At 77.2% G+C, this 17623-nt stretch carries 16 protein-coding genes; 4 read left to right on the forward strand and 12 right to left on the reverse strand.

Translation table 11 applies throughout. The features are described from left to right. Positions 1 to 38: 38 nt before the first annotated feature. The 7 genes from JD79_RS02580 to JD79_RS02610 form a co-directional block, all read right to left on the reverse strand. A complete protein-coding gene (locus JD79_RS02580; RefSeq protein WP_245899570.1) occupies positions 39 to 1568 on the reverse strand; it encodes a sugar transferase in 1530 nt (509 codons plus the stop codon). 240 nt (positions 1569 to 1808) lie between these two features. Further along, positions 1809 to 2843, reverse strand: a complete 1035-nt coding sequence (locus JD79_RS02585) for a TolB-like translocation protein (RefSeq protein ID WP_110004276.1) — start codon at positions 2841 to 2843, stop codon at positions 1809 to 1811. Next, on the reverse strand, positions 2836 to 4077 hold the full coding sequence (locus JD79_RS02590) for an MFS transporter (protein WP_110004277.1): 1242 nt from the start codon (positions 4075 to 4077) through the stop codon (positions 2836 to 2838). Before JD79_RS02590 ends, JD79_RS02585 begins: the two co-directional genes overlap by 8 nt. Before the next feature lie 90 nt (positions 4078 to 4167). Further along, positions 4168 to 4614, reverse strand: coding sequence for an FAD synthase family protein (locus JD79_RS02595; RefSeq protein ID WP_110004278.1), 447 nt, complete (start codon positions 4612 to 4614; stop codon positions 4168 to 4170). Between the two features lie 141 nt (positions 4615 to 4755). Next, positions 4756 to 5586, reverse strand: a complete 831-nt coding sequence (locus JD79_RS02600; protein ID WP_110004279.1) for an alpha/beta fold hydrolase — start codon at positions 5584 to 5586, stop codon at positions 4756 to 4758. Beyond that, on the reverse strand, positions 5583 to 6347 hold the full coding sequence (locus JD79_RS02605) for a polysaccharide deacetylase family protein (protein WP_110004280.1): 765 nt from the start codon (positions 6345 to 6347) through the stop codon (positions 5583 to 5585). The genes JD79_RS02600 and JD79_RS02605 overlap by 4 nt, the downstream gene beginning before the upstream one ends. After that, positions 6344 to 7141 (reverse strand): CDP-alcohol phosphatidyltransferase family protein, encoded by a 798-nt coding sequence (locus JD79_RS02610; RefSeq protein WP_245899572.1) that lies wholly within the window; start codon positions 7139 to 7141, stop codon positions 6344 to 6346. The genes JD79_RS02605 and JD79_RS02610 overlap by 4 nt, the downstream gene beginning before the upstream one ends. Positions 7142 to 7393: 252 nt before the next feature. On the opposite strand from JD79_RS02610, the gene JD79_RS02615 reads away from it, so the two are divergent. Beyond that, entirely contained in the window at positions 7394 to 8551 is a 1158-nt protein-coding gene (locus JD79_RS02615; RefSeq protein WP_146220370.1) for a glycosyltransferase family 4 protein, read from the forward strand. A 62-nt stretch (positions 8552 to 8613) separates the two neighbouring features. On the opposite strand, the gene JD79_RS02620 is transcribed toward JD79_RS02615, so the two are convergent. Both JD79_RS02620 and JD79_RS02625 read right to left on the reverse strand, forming a co-directional pair. Beyond that, the gene (locus tag JD79_RS02620) at positions 8614 to 9204 is read right to left on the reverse strand and encodes an arsenate reductase/protein-tyrosine-phosphatase family protein (protein WP_110004282.1); all 591 of its coding nucleotides are present in this window, start codon (positions 9202 to 9204) and stop codon (positions 8614 to 8616) included. A 2-nt stretch (positions 9205 to 9206) separates the two neighbouring features. Beyond that, entirely contained in the window at positions 9207 to 10637 is a 1431-nt protein-coding gene (locus JD79_RS02625; RefSeq protein ID WP_110004283.1) for a tyrosine-protein kinase domain-containing protein, read from the reverse strand. A 258-nt stretch (positions 10638 to 10895) separates the two neighbouring features. Between JD79_RS02625 and JD79_RS22395 the strand changes: the two genes are divergently transcribed. The 3 genes from JD79_RS22395 to JD79_RS02640 are packed head-to-tail and all read left to right on the forward strand — an operon-like array spanning position 10896 to position 14733. After that, complete coding sequence (locus JD79_RS22395; protein ID WP_170149089.1) at positions 10896 to 12173, forward strand: hypothetical protein; 1278 nt, start codon at positions 10896 to 10898, stop codon at positions 12171 to 12173. Next, complete coding sequence (locus JD79_RS22400; RefSeq protein ID WP_170149090.1) at positions 12170 to 13642, forward strand: lipopolysaccharide biosynthesis protein; 1473 nt, start codon at positions 12170 to 12172, stop codon at positions 13640 to 13642. Before JD79_RS22395 ends, JD79_RS22400 begins: the two co-directional genes overlap by 4 nt. Next, the gene (locus tag JD79_RS02640; RefSeq protein WP_211307838.1) at positions 13639 to 14733 is read left to right on the forward strand and encodes a glycosyltransferase; all 1095 of its coding nucleotides are present in this window, start codon (positions 13639 to 13641) and stop codon (positions 14731 to 14733) included. The genes JD79_RS22400 and JD79_RS02640 overlap by 4 nt, the downstream gene beginning before the upstream one ends. Before the next feature lie 101 nt (positions 14734 to 14834). On the opposite strand, the gene JD79_RS02645 is transcribed toward JD79_RS02640, so the two are convergent. The 3 genes from JD79_RS02645 to JD79_RS02655 are packed head-to-tail and all read right to left on the reverse strand — an operon-like array spanning position 14835 to position 17622. Then, complete coding sequence (locus tag JD79_RS02645) at positions 14835 to 15590, reverse strand: polysaccharide deacetylase family protein (RefSeq protein WP_110004285.1); 756 nt, start codon at positions 15588 to 15590, stop codon at positions 14835 to 14837. Then, positions 15587 to 16612 (reverse strand): glycosyltransferase family 2 protein, encoded by a 1026-nt coding sequence (locus JD79_RS02650; RefSeq protein ID WP_211307839.1) that lies wholly within the window; start codon positions 16610 to 16612, stop codon positions 15587 to 15589. The genes JD79_RS02645 and JD79_RS02650 overlap by 4 nt, the downstream gene beginning before the upstream one ends. Before the next feature lie 11 nt (positions 16613 to 16623). Continuing rightward, the gene (locus JD79_RS02655) at positions 16624 to 17622 is read right to left on the reverse strand and encodes a glycosyltransferase family 2 protein (RefSeq protein ID WP_110007354.1); all 999 of its coding nucleotides are present in this window, start codon (positions 17620 to 17622) and stop codon (positions 16624 to 16626) included. Position 17623: the final 1 nt, after the last annotated feature.

Consider the following 17623-nt stretch of genomic DNA (forward strand, 5'->3'; position numbering starts at 1 on the left):
GAGCCGGCGCAGGACCGAGGAGGTGCGCGGGGTGTCCATCAGTACGCCCCCAGGGGCCGGGTGACGGCCCGGAAGGTCTTCCAGATGATCTGCAGGTCCAGGGCCAGCGACCAGTTCTCCACGTAGCGCAGGTCCAGCCGCACGGCCTCGTCCCAGGTGAGGTCGCTGCGGCCCGAGACCTGCCACAGACCGGTCAGTCCCGGCTTGACCAGCAGCCGACGGGCGACCGAGTCGTCGTAGACGGCGACCTCGTCGGGCAGCGGTGGCCGGGGCCCGACCAGCGACATCTGCCCGACCAGGACGTTGAGCAGCTGGGGCAGCTCGTCGACGGAGTAGCGGCGCAGCACCCGGCCCACCCGCGTCACCCGCGGGTCGTGGGCCACCTTGAACAGCGGCCCGTCGCCGTTGCGGTTCTGCGCGGCGAGCTCGGCGCGCCGCTGCTCGGCGTCGACGCACATCGTGCGGAACTTGAGGATCGAGAAGGTGCGCCCGTCCCGGCCGACCCGCACCTGGCGGAAGAGGACGGGCCCCGCGCTGTCCAGCCGCACCGCCACCGCGACCGCCACGAGCACGGGCAGCACGAGCACGAGGGCGAGGGCCGCCACCACTCGGTCGATCAGCTCCTTGACCAGCCGCTTGGGACCGGTGAAGACCGGCTCCTCCACGTGCACCAGCGGGAGGCCGATGAACGGGCGCACGTGCATCCGCGGGCCGGCGACCTCCATCAGCCCCGGCGCGACGAGCAGCTCCACACCGCTGCCCTCGAGCTCCCACGAGAGGCGGCGGAGGTAGACGGCCGCGGTCTCGCTGGAGCTGGTGACCGCGACGGCGTCGACGTCGAGCCGTCGCGCCAGCTGGGCCGCCGACCGCAGGTCGCCGCCGACGGTCACGGCGGTGCCGGCGAGCGAGGTCCCCACCGTGGCCTCGGGGACGCAGGCCGAGACCACGACCATGCCGCAGTGCCGGTCATGCTCGAGCTGCCGGACGAGGTCGGCGACGGCGTTGGTCCGGCCGACGGCGAGGACCGTGCGCAGGCAGCGACCCCGGGCGCGCGACCGGTGGACGACCCGCCGGAGGACGTGGCGCCCGACCGCGCTGGCCAGGAGGGCCCCGGGCAGTGCCACGACGACCAGCCCGCGGGAGAGCTCCAGCGCGAACGCGTAGGAGACGAGTGCGACCAGCGCCAGGCACCCGACGCCGGCCCGGATCACCGCCCGGTACTCCTCGGTGCCCGTGCCGAGGTGGGCGCTGCGGTGACCCCCGGCCAGCGTGACGACCGCGAGCCAGACGACCGGGAACAGGCCCATGACCAGCCAGGTGGCGGGGACGACCTCGGTGCCGAACCGGACGGCCTGCGCGAGTGCTCCCGCCAGCGCGGCGGCGAGCAGGTCGGAGACGACGGTGGCGGCGCGGTACCGGCGGACCCACCTCGGCGCCGGGCGGCGGGCGCCGCCGACCGCGGTCGGCCACCCGGGTGCGGACGGCAGCGCGAGCGGTGGAGCGGGCTGGGTGTCGACGGCTGGGAGCGTGCCCACCGGCACCGACCCGCGCATGCCGTGCAGCGCCATGTCCGCCCCCTGTCTGCTCGAGTGGGCAGGGGGCGGACGCGACGCGCAGCCCCCGTACCTCCGCGTACGGACGGCGACCCGAGGGATCAGGGTCCGTTCGCTGGAGCGGCGCCAACGAACCAGAGCGCGGTCACCGTGCGCAACCCCCTTGCGCGCCGCCTGCGCAGTTGACGCAGTTTCTCCGCGGTCGGTGGTGCACGATCCACCACGGACGGTGACGACGCCCGAGAGCTTGAAATCTCAGGGACGCACGACGGACGGCGAGGAGGCGTCCGGTACGAGGATCGCCGGACGACTGTCCCCGGTCGGCTCCGCGGCCCAGACGTCCGCCTCACCGGAGTCGGCCAGGCCGCGCGCCACGGGGTAGAGCAGCCGGTCCCCGTCCCAGGTCACCTGGTCGTCGACCGCCCGCCCCTCGGGGAGAGGAGTGCGCTCGCCCGTCGCGACGTCGTAGGCGACGAGCAGGTCCGCCCGCGAGACGGGGTCGACCGTCTTCATGACGATCGTCGCCCCGTCGGCCGAGACCGAGGGGCAGGCGCCGTCCTCGGCGACGACGGTCAGCGTCCGCGTCCCGGCGTCACCGCGCACGAGGTACCGCACACCGCCGGTCCCCATGGTGGCGTAGAGGTCCGGGCCGTCCCCGACGAAGGTGACGCCCCAGAAGTTGCGGTCCTCCGCGGTCACCGGCGTGCCGTCGGCGTTGGTGGTCGTCCAGGACTCCAGGTTGCCGAGCGGCTCCGGGGTCTCCCCGGTCAGGTCGGTCACGACGGTCTCGGTGGAGAACTGCGCGTCGGTGTAGGCGTGCCCGGTGACGAAGACCGTCGTCGCCGCGTAGCTGGCGTCGGCCGACATCCGCGCCCGGCTCGGGATGCCCGGCAGGTCGGCGGTGCCGATCTCGGCGAAGTCGCCGTCGAGGAAGACCGCGCGGTAGGTGGGGACCACCCCGCTCACCGACTGCAGGCACACGGCCCCGTCCCGCACGGCCGCGACGCGCTCGCAGCTCACGTCCACGACGGCCCGGGGCCCGGACGGGTCGTCGAGCGGGACGAGCGCGACCTTGCCCGACGACGGGCCCGGCTCGGTGTTCCGCACGACGAGGTGCGGCACCTGCTGCACGTCCTCCACGGCCAGCCGGGGGCGGCCGGCCTCGTCCTCCGCCGCCGCGGCGGCGGCCGCCTCGTCCCCCTTGCGCTGGACCATGAGGTAGGCCACGGTCGCCGCGACCGCCAGCACCGCGACGACGACGAAGGCGAGCAGCCGGCGACGATCACGCACGCGGACCTCCCTGGATCCCCCGCAGCGCCCGCAGGGCCGCGGGCAGGACGACGACGAGGGCGACGGCGAACCCGGCGAGCGCCGTCCACTGCCCGGTGAGGGTCCAGAGCAGCCCGAACAGCAGGGCCGAGACCGACCGGCCGGCCGCCACCGCCGTCTGCACCAGGGCGATGCCCGACGTCCGCACGTCCTCGGGGCTGAGCTCGGCGGCCAGCGCGGCGAGGACGCCGTCGGTGGCCGCGTAGTAGACCCCGAGCGTCGCGACCACGAGCCCGGCCAGCAGCGGCCCGCCGCCGGGCAGCAGGAGCAGCGCGGCGTAGGCGGCGAGCAGCGCGACGTGGCCGGCGACGATGACCGGCACCCTGCCGACGCGGTCGGTCAGCCGGCCCAGCGGCACCGCGAGGACGAGGTAGACCGCCGCGGTGCCGACGAACAGCAGCGGGAACAGCGCGGCACTGACCGCCTCCCGCTCGCGGACGAGGAGGTAGAGGAAGCCGTCGGTGACGGTGAGCAGGCCGAGCACCGCGCCGGTCAGCGCCACCCGGCGCACCGGCCGGTGGCCGAGCAGGGCGGCGACCTGGCGCCAGCGGACCGGCGGGCGTCCGGTCGCGCGCCGCCGCTCGGGCACGAAGGTGACCAGCACCGCGAGGCCGAGCACCGCGAACACCGCGCTGACGAGGAAGAGGCTGTCGTAGTCGCCGGGCAGGTAGAGCAGCAGCCCGACGGCGAGCAGCGGGCCGAGCAGCGCGCCGGTGGTGTCCATGGCGCGGTGCACGCCGAAGGCCCGTCCGAGTGCGCCGGCCGGTGCCGCCGCGGCGATCAGCGCGTCCCGCGGTGCGGTCCGCAGCCCCTTGCCGGTGCGGTCGACGGCGAGCACCGCGCTGAGTGCGGCCGCGCCGGAGGCGGCCAGCAGGCCGAGCTTGCACAGCGCCGAGAGTCCGTAGCCGAGGGCCGCCGTCGTCTTCGGCCGCGACCACCGGTCGGCCGCGGCGGCGGCCCCCAGCCGGACGAGCACCGAGGTGCCCTGGTAGATGCCGTCGACGACGCCGAACGCGAGGGGCGACAGGCCCAGCGTGAGGGTCAGGTACACCGGCAGGACGGCGGCGACCATCTCCGAGGAGACGTCGGTCAGGAGGCTGACCGTGCCGAGGGCGAGGACCGTGCCACCGACCCGGGTGCGGGTCCTCGCGGTCGGCGCGCCCGCCTGCGGGACGTCGCGCACGCTGGCGTACACCCGGCCTCCTCCCCGCGGCCGGCGTGCTGCCGGCCCCGTGCCGCGCGCAGTATGCGGGCGCGGGCGGGCCGAGGGGACCCCCTCCGGGCCTCAGCTCGTGAGTGCGGGAGCCGAGCCGCCGGCCTCCAGCGCCTGCAGCGCCCGGCGCAGCGCGGTGCTGGAGGTGTGCATCGTGTACGGGAAGTAGTGGACCGTGACGCCGACGGTGGCCATGTCGCGCTCGAGCCGGTCGCCCTTGGGGGTCCCGCGCCAGTCGTCGCCCTTGAACAGGACGTCGAAGCCGACGGCGCGCCACGCCTCGAGCTTGTCCGGGACGACCTCGGCGTGGACGTCGTCGACGAAGCGGAGGTTCCGAACGATCTCCATGCGCTCGGCGAGCGGCACGACCGGCAGCCTGCCCTTGGTCTCCAGCAGCACCTCGTCGGCGACCACGCCGGCCACCAGCCGGTCGCAGTGCGCGGCGGCGTGCCGGAGCACGTTGAGGTGCCCGATGTGGAACAGGTCGTACGCGCCCGGCGCGTACCCGATCACCGTCATGACTCCCCCAGGACCTCGTCCGACGTCCCGGGCAGTCGACCAGCCGTGGTGACTCTGCGTCATCCCCCGGACGGGTCGACACTGCTCGGTTACACCCGGTCGGGCGACACGGTGACGGGTCGTGAGCGTCCGCGGCGGCGGTCAGCCCGTCGCGGCGGCGGCGAAGAAGGCGAGGACGCCGTCGAGGTCGTAGTGCGAGGCGTCGCCGTGCTGGCCGCGGGCCGGCAGCACCTCGGCCGTGCCGCCGTCGGCCAGGACCTGCGCGGCGCACGCGTCGGCGTTGCGCTCGCGGGCCACCACCGTGTCGTCCCCGGACGCCCACAGCCGCACCGGCACCCCGGCGTCGAGCCGCACCGGGGACAGCCGCTCCAGCGCCTCGTCGACGCCCGCGCCGTGGGCGGCGCGGATCGACCCGGCGAAGTCCCCGTACACCGACCCGAGGTCGCACAGCGGCGCGATGCCGGCGTAGGCGCGCAGCCCCTCGATCCGGTCGCCGGTGACCAGCTGCGCCGCGGCCAGCCCGCCCATGGACTCCGCCACGAGGAACACCTCGTCCGCGGCGGCCAGCCCACGGGCCGTGGCGGCCAGCGCGGCGTGCGCCTCGACGCTGGCGGCGCTGCCCCAGGCGTCGCCCCCGGCGTCGGAGGCCGCGACGGCGTAGCCGGCGGCGACGAGGCCCTGCGCCAGGCCCCCGAACGCCTCGTCGTCGAGGAGGGCGCCGAGGTCGGCGCCGTAGCCGTGCGCGTAGACGACCAGCCGGCCGGCCGGCTGCTCCGGGACCAGCACCACGGCGGGCGCGCCGGCCACCTCCAGGGAGTGCACCCCCGGGTCGAGCGGCACCCCGGGCGCCGTGCCCGGGACCGGTGAGGGTGCGACCGGGCCGGACCCGGTCGCCACCGCGCCCGGCCGGCCGTCGGCCGAGGTGCAGGCGCCGAGGAGCAGCGCCACCGCGACCAGGACGGCCGCCCTCACCGGCCGGGCCCGGTCGCCCCCGCGCCGCGCATGCGCCAGGAGTGCCGGGCCAGCTTGGCGAGCAGCTGGGGCGCGCCGTCGGTGGGGGCCACGTAGAAGCGCGGGATCGTGAAGCGGTCCCCGGGCAGGTAGTCGCCGGTGACGCAGGCGTGGTCGTGGCCGGCGGCGCGCACCGCGTCGGCCGCGGCGGCGTCGAAGTGGCCCCACGGGTAGGCGAACCCGGGCACGTCGGCCTGCAGCACGTCCTCCAGCACCCGCCGGCTGCCGCCGATCTGCTCGGCGAGCACGGCCGGGTCGGCTCCGCGGAGGGAGACGTGGTGCAGCGTGTGGCTGCCGACCTCGTGCCCCGCGGCGGCGATGGCGCGCACGCCGTCGGCGTCCACCAGGTCCAGCCGCGGGCCGTCGTCCCACTCGTTCTGCCCGGCCAGCCGGCCGGCGACCACGTACACCGTGCCGGTCATGCCGTGCCGGGCGAGCACCGGCGCGGCGTGCTCGAGGAAGTCGGTGTAGCCGTCGTCGAAGGTCAGCCCCACCAGCCCGGCGGCGGCGCCGCGGTCGTGGGCCGCGACCAGCTCGGCGAGGGGGACGCCGCGCAGGCCGAGGCGGCGCAGCAGCCGCAGGTGCCGGTCGAGCCGGTCGGGCCGGACCCGCACGCGGTGCGGGTCCGGCAGCGCCGACGGGCTGATCGAGTGGTACATGAGCACGGGCGGGACCCGCAGCCGCGTCCCGGCCGCCGGGGCCTGCGGCGCGGTCGCGCTCACGCGGCGCCCAGCCGGGACATCTCGCGCCGCCAGCGCGGCAGGGCGGCCAGCACGAAGCCGGCGGTGCAGAGCGCGAGGAGGCCGTAGCCGGCGAGGAACGCCGGCGCGGAGCCGAGCAGCACGAACACCAGGCACAGCGCGCCGTAGTCCGTGGGGAGCACGAGCAGCGAGCGGAGCACGCTGGCCCGCCCTGCCCGCGGCGCGGCGCGGGTCGGGGCGCCGTGGGCGGTGCGCAGCGCCTCGTTGAGCAGCATCGCGGAGAAGTAGACGACGTCGGAGACCACGAAGACGACCGGCACGAGCAGCCAGCCCGCGGCGACCTCGCCCTGGCGGAAGAGCCCGACGAGGACGGCGAGGTGGATGGACACGGTCTTCGCCGCGTCGACCATGTGGTCGAGCCACTCCCCCGCCGGGGTGCCGCCGCCGCGCAGGCGGGCGAGCTGCCCGTCGGCGGAGTCCAGCGCGTAGCCGAGGACCAGGCCCAGGGCGACGAGGACCCCGACCCACCAGGTGTGCGGCGCGAGCGCGACCGTGGCGATGGCGGAGAACGAGAAGGCGGCGCTCGTGGCCGTGACGGCGTCGGGCGTCAGGCCGCGGTGGAAGGCCAGCGCGGCCAGGACGCGGCCCGCCGGCCGGTTGACGAAGCGGCTGTAGGCCGGCGCCCCGTGCGCGCCCTTCTGCGCGCCGGCCAGCCGGCGGACGGTGTCGGCGAGCGACTCGCCGGGGGCGGGCCGCGACGGTGCCCGGGTCGGGGTCGCGGGCGCCTCCGCGACCGCCACGTCGTCCTGCAGCACGGGTCCTCCGGGGGTGTCGTGCGGTCCGCCTGCGCGGACCGGCCCGCCGAGTCTCGCCGCCGGCGGGGGCCCGGACGCCGGTCTCGGGGGCACGTCTCATCCGAAGGAGCGGGGTCCTCCGCGCTGCGGGGGCCCGGTCCACCCCGAAGGGGTCACGGGGCGTGGTGACGTCCACCCGGCCGCGGCTAGCGTCCGACGACCGCACCGACCCGACCGGGGGCCGCCACCGGCCGCCGACACCTGGAGCGCCCCGTGGGAAGACCGCGCACCGGCCGCGTCGTGGCCGTGCACCCGCACGCCGACCTCTACGGCAGCGACCGGATGTTCCTCGAGAGCCTCGGTGCGCTCGGACCCGACGTCCTGGCCGTCCTGTCCACCTCCGGCCCCCTGGTCGGTGCCGTGCGCGCGCGGGGGGTCGAGGTCCTGGTCAAGGACTTCCCCGTCCTGCGCAAGGTGGAGCTCAGGGACCCCCGCCGGGCCGTGGTCTTCCTGTGGCGCTTCCTGACCTCGGTGCTGACCCTCGCGGCCTGGCTGCGGAGGCAGGGCACCGCCGTGCTCTACGTCAGCACCGTCACCGCGCCCGAGTGGCTGCTGGCCGGCCGGCTCGGCGGCGTCCGCGTGGTGTGCCACGTGCACGAGAGCATGCCGATGCCGCGGCCGGCCGCCACGCTGCTGCTCCTCCCCCTGCTGGCCGCCGACGTGGTGGTCGCCAACAGCGGCGACACGCAGGGGTGGATCCGGGCCTCCCTCGGGGAGCGCGGCGCCCGGCGCACCCGCGTCGTCCACAACGGCGTGCGCGAGCCGGCGTCCCCCGCCCCCGCCCCCCGGGTGCCGGGCGGGCCGCGGAGCCTCGTGGTCGTCGGCCGGCTCTCGGCCATCAAGGGCCAGGACACCGCCATCCGCGCGACCGCGCTGGTGCGGCAGGCCGGCCACGACGTCACGCTCACCCTCGTCGGCGACTGCTATCCCGGCTACGAGGCCGTCGAGGACGGCCTGCGCGACCTCGCCGTGCAGCAGCGGGTCGACGACGTCACCGTCCTCACCGGCTTCACCGACCCCGCGCCGCACGTCGCCGCCGCCGACGTCGTCCTCGTGCCCTCGCGGGTCGAGTCCTTCGGCCTGGCCGCCGTGGAGGCCCTCCTGCTGGGGCGGCCGGTCGTCGCCACGCGGATCGGCGGGCTGCCCGAGGTGCTCCGCGACGGGGAGACGGGGCTTCTCGTCCCCGCCGACGACCCGCGGGCCCTGGCCGACGCGGTGCTCCGGCTGCTGGGCGACCCGCGGCTGGCCGCCGCCCTGGGCACGGCCGGCCGCGCCGACGCCCGCGCCCGCTTCTCCATGGCGGCGTTCACGGCGGCCCTCGCCGACGTCGTCCTCCCGGGTCCGGCCGAGGACCTGCCCGCCGCCGCCTGACGGAGGACCACCCTTCCCCCCGCCTCGCACGCTCGGCGCGGGCCCCTGAAAGGTGGCCTCCCTCAGCCGACCGCGCGGGCCAGCCGGTCGACGGCGTCCTCGAGCACCGCGAAGCACCGCCGGTACTCCTCGGGGGGACGGCGGTGCGGGTCGGCCACCTCCGCGGGGGCCGCGCCGGGCACGCGGTGGCGCGCCGCCAGCCCCGGCAGCGCCGCCAGCCGGGCCGCGGCCGAGGAGGCCACGTCGGCCGGCCAGCCCGCGGCGGCCGTGGCCTCGGCGATCGCCACCGCGTCGGTCAGCAGGAAGGTGCGGCGCAGCGCCGCGGGGGCCAGCTGCACCACCGCGGCGCGGTGCTCCCGGGTCATCGTGAGCACCAGCCCGGCCTGCCGGAGGTCGGCCGGGCGCAGCTCGCGGGCCCCCGAGGGCCCCGCCGGCACGCCGGCGGCCTCCAGCAGCGCCGCCATCGGCGGGTCGAGCGGCATCCCGGCGGGGGCGCGGGTGCCGGCGCTGGTCACCGTGACGCCGGAGCCGGCCAGGCGCCGGGCCAGGAGCCGCTCGGCCACGGGTGAGCGGCAGACGTTGGCGGTGCAGACGACGAGGACGGTGACCCCGGCGGGGTCACCGTCCTCGTCGTGCGGTCGGGACGACGGCATCGCTACCCGCGGCCCACCGGCGTCGCGTCCCGGGGGGCCCGGGCGAGCGGGGCGCGCCAGGACGAGGCCGGGACCTGCTCGGCGGCCCCCTCCTGCGACTCGTAGCCGTAGGTGTCGCCGGACCGGCGGCGGACGTGGGTGAGGACGATGCCGACCACGCGGGCGTCGAGCCGGCGCAGCAGCGCCAGGGACGAGGTCAGCGCGGGGCGCCGGATCCGGGTGGTGTCGCCGACGACCATCGTCCCGGAGACGACGCGGGCCAGGACGGCGGAGTCGGTGACCGGCAGGAGGGGCGCGCCGTCGACGAGCACGACGTCGTGGGTCCGCTCGAGCCGGGCGAGGAGGTCGGTCATCGCCGGGGAGGCGAGCAGCTCGCTGGGGTTGGGCGGCAGCGGGCCGGTCGTCAGCACGTGCAGGCCGGCGCTGCCCCACTCCTGCAGGACGTCGTCGAGCTCCGCCTGGCCGATGAGCACGGTGGTGAGGCCGGCAGCGCCCTCGAGCCCGAAGGTGTCGGCCACGGAGGGGCGGCGGAGGTCGGCGTCGACCAGCGCGACCCGCAGGCCGGCGTCGGCGAGGGCCAGCGCCAGGTTGGCCGCGACGGTGGACTTGCCCTCGCCGGAGTGCGACGAGGTCACCAGCAGCGACAGCGGCCGGCCCGGCTGCGCGGAGAACTGGACGGCGGTGCGCAGCGAGCGGACGGCCTCGGCGGCGGGGCTGCGCGGGGCGGTGAGGACGACGAGGTCGCGGCTGTGGTCCCGCCCCGGCGGGGTGTCCAGCGCGGCCAGCAGCGGCAGGTCGGTCACGCGGGACAGGTCCTCGGGCCGGCGGACACGGGTGTCGGTGAGGTCGCGGGCCAGCCCGGCGGCGATGCCCAGCACCAGCCCGGCGAGCAGGCCGATCGCGAGGTTCAGCGTGGTCCGCGGCGCGCTCGGGGCGGTCGGTGCCACGGCCGGCGACACGGTGGTGCCCCGGACCGTCGGCTGGCCCTCGGCGGTGGCCGGCGCGAGGTCGGCCACCGTCTCCACGAGCTGCTCGGTGACGGCGTTGGTCAGCTCGGCGGCGCGCTGCGGGGAGGCGTCGGAGACGCGGACCTGCAGCACCACGGTCCCGGCCATGACCTCGGTGGAGACGCGGCCGGCCAGGCGGCGGGCGGTCGTGTCCAGCCCCAGCTCGTCGATGACCGGGTCGAGCACGGTCGGCGTGGTGGCCAGCATCGCGTAGGAGGCGACCTGGTTCTGCGCGAACGCCGAGCCCTGGACGAGGTCGTCGGCGGAGTCGCCGAAGCTCAGCGAGAAGAACACGCTGCTGCTGGCCTCGTAGGACCTCGGCGTGGTCAGCGAGGCGGCGCCGGCCACGGCCAGGCCGACCAGCGCGCCGGCGACCACCCACCGCCAGCGGCGGCGCAGCATCTGCAGGAACTCGTGCAGGTCCATCAACTCTCCCCGTGCGTGCGCACACCGATCGGCCGGGCCCCGCGGGTCGTCGGCGGTGCCGGTGCGGTGACCAGCGGTCACCTCCGGCGCAAGGTACCGAGACGGGACCGGCCCGGGACCCCGTCGGGACCAGGGGTGACCCGAACGGGTTGCCCCCGCCGTCCCCCCGGGCCGGCGGGGAGGACGGCCTGCCACTTCCGGGTGGGAGCGTCCCGCGCCGCGGCCGCACGGCACGGCGGCGGCCGCACACTCCCTCCCGTGGAGAGCGGGGACGGCGACGAGCGCCGGGCTGGGGCCGACGGCGACGTCCGGAGCGGCCCGCTGCTGACGCGGCCGGGGACGGTGCTGCTCGCCGTGGTGGCGGCCTGGACCGCCGTCCCCTCGGTCGTGGCCCCGCCGAAGCTCACCTGGGGACTGCTGGCGCTGCTCCTCGGCGCCGTGGCCGTGGTCCTGCTCCGGCACGCGCGCGGGATGCGCTGGACCACCCCGGTGACGCTCCTGACGGTGGTCCTGCTCTGCGCCACCGTGTCCGCCGTCCGCTCCGCCGCCGTCGACGAGCTGGTCACCGCGACGCTCACGGCGGCGCTGCTCGTCGGGTGCGCCCTGCTGGCCGTCAACTGCGGCCCCGGTGACGTGCGGCTGCTCACCCGCGGCCTGGTGCTGCTCGCGCTGGCCGAGCTGGCGGTGGCCCTCGCCAGTGCCCTGCTCGGCGTGCCCGCCCCGTGGGGCTACCTCGGCATCGCCGGGACGACGTTCGAGGTCAACGACCTGGTCCCGGCGCTGGGCGGCCGGTCCACGGGCTCGATGGCCCACCCCATCCCCTTCGGCACCCTCATGGCCCTCGCGGCCGCCCTGTGCCTCACCTCGGTGACCCGCTGGCCGTTGCTCGTCCGCACGGTCGCGGGGGCGGCGGCCTGCTACGGCCTGGCCCTGTCGGGGAGCCGGAGCGCCGCCCTGGTCCTCTGCACCGCCGCCGTGGTCACCGTCCTCACCCCGCGGGCGCTGCGCATCGGCGCGGCCGCCCGCGTGGGCGTGGTGCTCGTCCTCGCCGCGGCGGTCCTGGCCCTGCAGGACGCCCGCCTGTCCGCCGTCACCAGCCTGCAGGGCACCGGCTCGCTGACGCACCGGCTCGGTGCGCTGGACGCCCTCACCCGGCTGCTGGGCCGCCCGCCGGCGGAGACGCTGCTCGGCAGCGGCACCGGGTCGCTGGACGACCTGTTCGCCGCCGGCCTCCTGCAGCGCGACGGCTTCCTCACCGTCGACAACCAGCTCGTGACCACCTTCGCCCTGTCCGGGCTGGTCGGGCTCGCCGCGCTGCTCGGGATGGTCGCCGTCGGCCTGCTGCGCGGCGTCCCCGGGGTCCGCCCGGCGGCGCTCCTCCTCGTCGGCATGGTGATGTCGTTCGACCTGCTGGAGTGGACCGCCACGGCGGTGCTGTTCGTGGTGCTCGTGCTGCTCGGCTCGGCCCGCCGCCCGGCCGCCGCACCGCTCCTGGACGACGCCCTCCCCGCACCGGCCGCGGCGGTGCGGCCGTGACCGCGACCGAGGCCCCGCGCCCGCCCGGGGCGCAGCCGCGCGCCGCCCGGGCCGCCGGGGTGACGCTGGTGGGGCAGGCGCTGCGCATCGTCGTGCAGTTCGGCTCGATCCTGCTGCTGGCCCGGCTCCTGCTGCCGGAGGACTACGGCCTGCTGGCGATCGTGCTCGTCGTCGTCGGCATCGGGGAGATCGTCCGCGACTTCGGCCTGAGCACCGCGGCGATCCGCGCGCCCGAGCTGTCGGAGGACACCCGCGACGCGCTGTTCTGGATCAACACCGCGATCGGCGCCGTGCTGTGCGTCGTCGTCGTCGCGTGTTCCGGGCTGCTGGCCGACCTGTTCGACCGCCCGCCGCTGACCGCGATCGCCTGCGCGCTGGCCGGCACGTTCGTGCTCAACGGCATGGCCACCCAGTACCGGGTCACCCTGACCCGCGAGATGCGGTTCCGCTCCCTCGTCACCGCCGACGTCGTCGCCCAGACCGCCGCGGCGGCCGTGGCGATCGCCCTCGCCGCGCTGGGCACCGGGTACTGGGCGCTGGTCGCCCAGCAGCTGGTCCAGTCCGCGCTCGTGCTGGTCCTCGTCGCCGTCCCGGCGCGCTGGCTGCCTGGCCGGCCGCGCCGCACCCCCGGCCTGCGCCCGTACCTGACGCTCGGCCTGCACCTGGTGGGCACCCAGCTGGTCAACTACGCCGGCAACAACGTCGACACCGTCACCATCGGCCTGCGCTTCGACGCCGCGGCCCTGGGGCTCTACAACCGCGGCTTCCAGTTGCTGATGACCCCGCTCAACCAGCTGCGCTCCCCCGCCACCACGGTCGCCCTGCCGGTGCTGTCCCGGCTGCAGGACGACCGCGAGCGCTTCGACGAGTACCTGCGGCGCGGGCAGCTCGCCCTCGGCTTCCCCATCGTGGTCTCCCTCGGCGTGGTCGCGGGCGCGGCCGGGCCGCTGGTCGAGCTGCTGCTCGGTCCGCGCTGGTCGGGCGTGACGCCGATCCTCGCGCTGCTGGCCGTGGCCGCGGCGTCGCAGACGCTGGCCTTCGTCGGACTGTGGACCTACCTGTCGCGCGGCCTGGGCGCCGCGCTGTTCCGCTACACCGTGGGCACCTCGGTCCTGCGCCTGGTCTGCGTCCTGACCGGCAGCGCCTGGGGCGTCGTCGGGGTGGCCGCCGGCTACGCGCTGGCCGCCTGCCTCGAGTGGCCGCTGTCGCTGTGGTGGCTCTCGCGGATCACCGACTTCCCGGGGCGGACGCTGATGGCCGGCGCGCTGCGGGTCCTCGCCTGCGCGGTCCCGGCCGGGCTGGCCGCCTGGCTGGTCGCGCAGGCCGCCGCCCTGCCCACCGCGGTCACCCTGCTGCTCGCCGTCCTGGCCGGCGCCGCGGTCGTGGCCCTGGCGGCCGCCGTCTCCCGCACGGTCCGGGCCGACCTCGCCGGCGTGCTCGCCTTCGGCCGCTCGATGGTCCGGCGGTGACCACCGCGCCGGCGGCCCCGACCGTCCCGAACCCGATCCAGGAGGACCCCGCGGCCATGAGTGCCGACGTCCCGGCGGCAGCGCCCCGGCCGTTCACCGTCCTGCAGTCCTTCCCGGAGCCGCGGGAGACCACGAACCCCTACGTCGTGATGCTGCGGGAGGCGCTGGACGCCGTCCCGGGCACGCGGGTGCTGACCTTCTCCTGGCGGCGGGCCCTGACCGCGCACTACGACGCCTTCCACGCGCACTGGCCGGAGATCCTCGTCGACGGCAACGGCCCGGTGAAGAAGGCCGTCCGCCAGGGCCTGTTCGTGCTCCTCCTGCTCCGGCTGCGGGCCACGCGCACGCCGCTGGTCCGCACGGTGCACAACCTCGAGCTGCCCGAGGGCATCTCGCGGCGCGAGCGGGTGCTGCTGCGGTGGGCCGAGCGCGCGACGGCGTCGCGGATCCGGATCAACGAGAGCACCGACCTGGACGCCGGCACGCCGGTGGAGACGATCGTGCACGGCCACTACCGCGACTGGTACGCCCCGCACCCGCGCCGGGAGCGCCGTCCCGGCCGCCTGGCCTTCGTCGGCCAGGTGCGCCGCTACAAGGGCGTCGACGCGCTGGTGGACGCCTTCGCCGAGACCCGCGACGAGGAGCTGAGCCTGCGGATCGCCGGCCGGCCGACGTCGGAGGAGCTGGCCGCGCGCCTGCGGGAGGCCGCCGCGGCCGACCCCCGGATCAGCCTGTCCCTGCGCTTCCTCCCCGACGCCGACCTGGTCGCCGAGGTCTCCGAGGCCGAGCTCGTCGTGCTGCCCTACCGGGAGATGCACAACTCCGGCGGGGCGCTGGCCGCGCTGTCCCTCGACACCCCGGTCCTCGTGCCGGACAACGCGGTCAACCGCCGGCTGGCCGAGGAGGTCGGCGACGGCTGGGTGCACACGTACACGCCGCCGCTGACCGGCGACGACCTGACCGGGACGCTGGCCCGGCTGCGCGCCACTCCCCCGGCGGCCGCGCCGGACCTCTCCCGGCGCGAGTGGGCCGAGGCCGGGCGGGCGCACCTGGCCGCCTACCGGCGGGCGCGGGCGGCGCTGCGCCGCTGACCGCGGCGCGGGACCGGCGGCGCGGGACCGGCCGCGCGGGACCGGCGGCGCGGGACCGGCCGCGCGGGACCGGCCGCGCGGGACCGAGGCCTCCCCCGGCCTCAGCGGACGAAGCGGGCCTCGCGGACGGCGGTGCCCCCGGCCAGCACCTCGCCGAGCGAGCGGGCCCGCAGCCCGTCGGCGGCGTAGCCGGCCAGGACCTCGGTGACGAGCCGGCCCTTGTCGAGGACCGGGGCCGGCCCGTCGGCGGCGCCGTCCTCGGGCCCGGCGAAGCCGTCGTGCGCCAGCACGATCGCGCCGCGGTGCAGCCCCTCACGTGACTTGGCCAGGCGCCGCTCGTGCGGCACGTCCCGCCAGTCCCAGGTGGTCGGGCCCCACAGCACGGGGGTCAGCCCGGCGCCGGTGACGGCCCGCCAGGTGCGCGGGGTCTGCCGCCCGTTCGGCGGGCGGTGCCAGCGCACGGTGCGGCCCAGGGCGTCCTCGAGCTCGGCGCGGCCGGCCCGGAGCACCGGCCCGACCTCGTGCGGCGGGAGCGTCGGCAGCGGGCGGTGGTCCACGCCGTGCAGCGCCACCTCGTGGCCGGCCGCGACCACCTCCTCGAACAGCGCGCGGTGGCGGCGCACCCGGGTCATCAGCACGAAGAAGGTGGCGGTGGCGCCGGCGTCGGCCAGCGCGGCGAGCACGCGGTCGGTGCCGCCGGGCTCCGGGCCGTCGTCGAAGGTCAGGGCCACCGACGGCGCCGTCGTCCGGACCGACACCACCGACCCGGCCACGGTCCCGGCGGCCCGGCGCGCGGCGGTCAGCGCGGCGCGGCGGCCGGCCCGGTAGACCCGCGCGGCGGGCGGGGTGCCGGTCATCGGGGGGTGACCCGGCCCAGGCGCCACCGGCGCCCGTCCCGGGCGTACTCCTCGTAGACGACGCCGAGCGCGCCGCCGAGCATGCCGAGACCGCGGAAGAGCGCACGGGCGCCGCGGGCCTGGTGCCGCGCCGAGCCGGTGAGGCGGCCGAGTGCCCAGCGGACCCCTCCACCGCCGAGGCGGAGCAGCCCGCGCAGCACGCCCCGGGCCCGGATCCGCAGCCGGGCCGCGGTGCCGCGAGCGAGCCGCAGCTCGGTCAGCACGGTCGCGTTGCCGTGGCTCCAGGCGCGGGTGAGGACCCAGCGGCGGGTCGTCCGCTCGGCCGGCACGCGGTCGACCGCCGCCGACTCGTCGCACCACACCATGCGCGCGCCGGCGTGCGCCAGCGAGCGGCTGAACAGGGTGTCCTCGCCGCCGGCCAGCCCCAGGGCCGACTCGAAGCGGGTGCCGGCGGCGCGGACCTGGTCGAGGTCGAGGAGCAGGTTGCCGGTGGCGGCGACGTCGATCTCGGTGCCGGTGGGCATCCGGCGGCGCACGAAGAACCGCCCGGCGAGGATCCAGGGGTCGACCGGGCCGGGGTACTCCGCGAGGATCCGCCCCGAGACCGCGGCGGCACCGGAGTCCTCCCAGGTGGCCAGCAGGGCGCCGAGCCAGTGCTCGCAGGGCCGCTCGTCGTCGTCGATGAAGGCGAGCAGGCGGGACCCGGCCGCCTCGTCGAGCGCGCGGTTGCGCACCGCGGCGATCCCCGGCCGGGACTCGACGACGTAGCGGACGCCGGGGACGGCCGCCGCGACCTCCGCGGCCGAGCCGGCGGGGTCGTTGTCGACGACCAGCACCTCAACGGTGAACCGGCCGCCCGCGCCCACCTCGGCCACGTGGTCGAGCAGCCGCGGCAGCAGCTCGCGCAGGTCGCCCGGACGGCGGAACGTCGGGACGGCGACGGTGACCCGCACGCCGCCCGGGCCGGGCCGGCCGGGGGTCGACGGCAGGGTGGTCGACGACAACGGGGGCGTGGCGGTCACGCCTCATCCCATCACCGGCGCAGCGGCGTGCGCCTCCCCCCAACGGGCTGGGAGGAGGGCCCGCGGACCAGCGCGACGAGGGCGATCCCGGCCCCCTCCAGGCTGCCCCGCACCGCCGCGAGCAGCGGCCGGGGCGAGTGCACCAGCTGGCGCCGGCCGCCGCGCAGCAGGATCTCCCAGCTGACCCACGGCGTCCGCAGCAGCCAGCCGAGCAGCTGCCGTCGGGAGAGGTTGCGCGCGGCGAACACGAGGCGGTTGCGGCAGTTGTAGCGGTAGTAGAGGTCGGACTTGGCGTCGCCCTCCCGCTCCCCCTGGGTGCCGCCCTCGTCGTGGACGGCGACCAGGTCGCTGCGGACGACGAGGGACCCGCCGGCGGCCAGCGCGCGGTGGCTGAGGTCGACGTCCTCCCAGTAGAGGAAGTAGCCCTCGTCGTACCCGCCGAGCCGGTCGGCCATCTCCGCCGAGACCACCAGGCAGGCACCCGTCAGCCAGTCCTCGACCGGTCCGCGGGACCGGGTGGGACTGTGCCGGGCGCCCGTGCGCCCGTCGCGCAGGCCCAGGGTCGACCCCGCGAAGACCGTGGTCCCGGAGGAGTCGACGATGCGCGGGGCGAGGACCGCGAGGGGGTCGGCCAGGCTGGCCCGGCGCAGCTCCTCGAGCACCTCGGGGGTCGCCGAGGCGTCGGGGTTGAGGCAGCAGAAGGTGGCGCAGCCGAGCTCGCGGGCCCGGGCGAAGCCGGCGTTGGACGCCGCGCCGAAACCCCGGTTGTCCGGGAGCGCCACCAGGTCCCACCCGCGCTCGGCCGCCAGCGCCGTCACGGCCGCGCGTTCGGCGTCGGTGCTGTGGTTGTCCACCACCACGACGCGGACGTGCGGGCCGAGCGCCGCGGCCGCCGCGAGGTTCCGGCGCAGCAGCGCGCTGGAGCCGTAGTTGACGACGACCAGGCCGAGGCCCCCCGGGCCGCCGCGGTCAGCGGCGGCGCGAGGGGCCTCGGTGCTCTCCGGTGACACG

The sequence above is a fragment of the Geodermatophilus normandii genome, assembly GCF_003182485.1.
Classification (GTDB): Bacteria; Actinomycetota; Actinomycetes; order Mycobacteriales; family Geodermatophilaceae; genus Geodermatophilus; species Geodermatophilus normandii.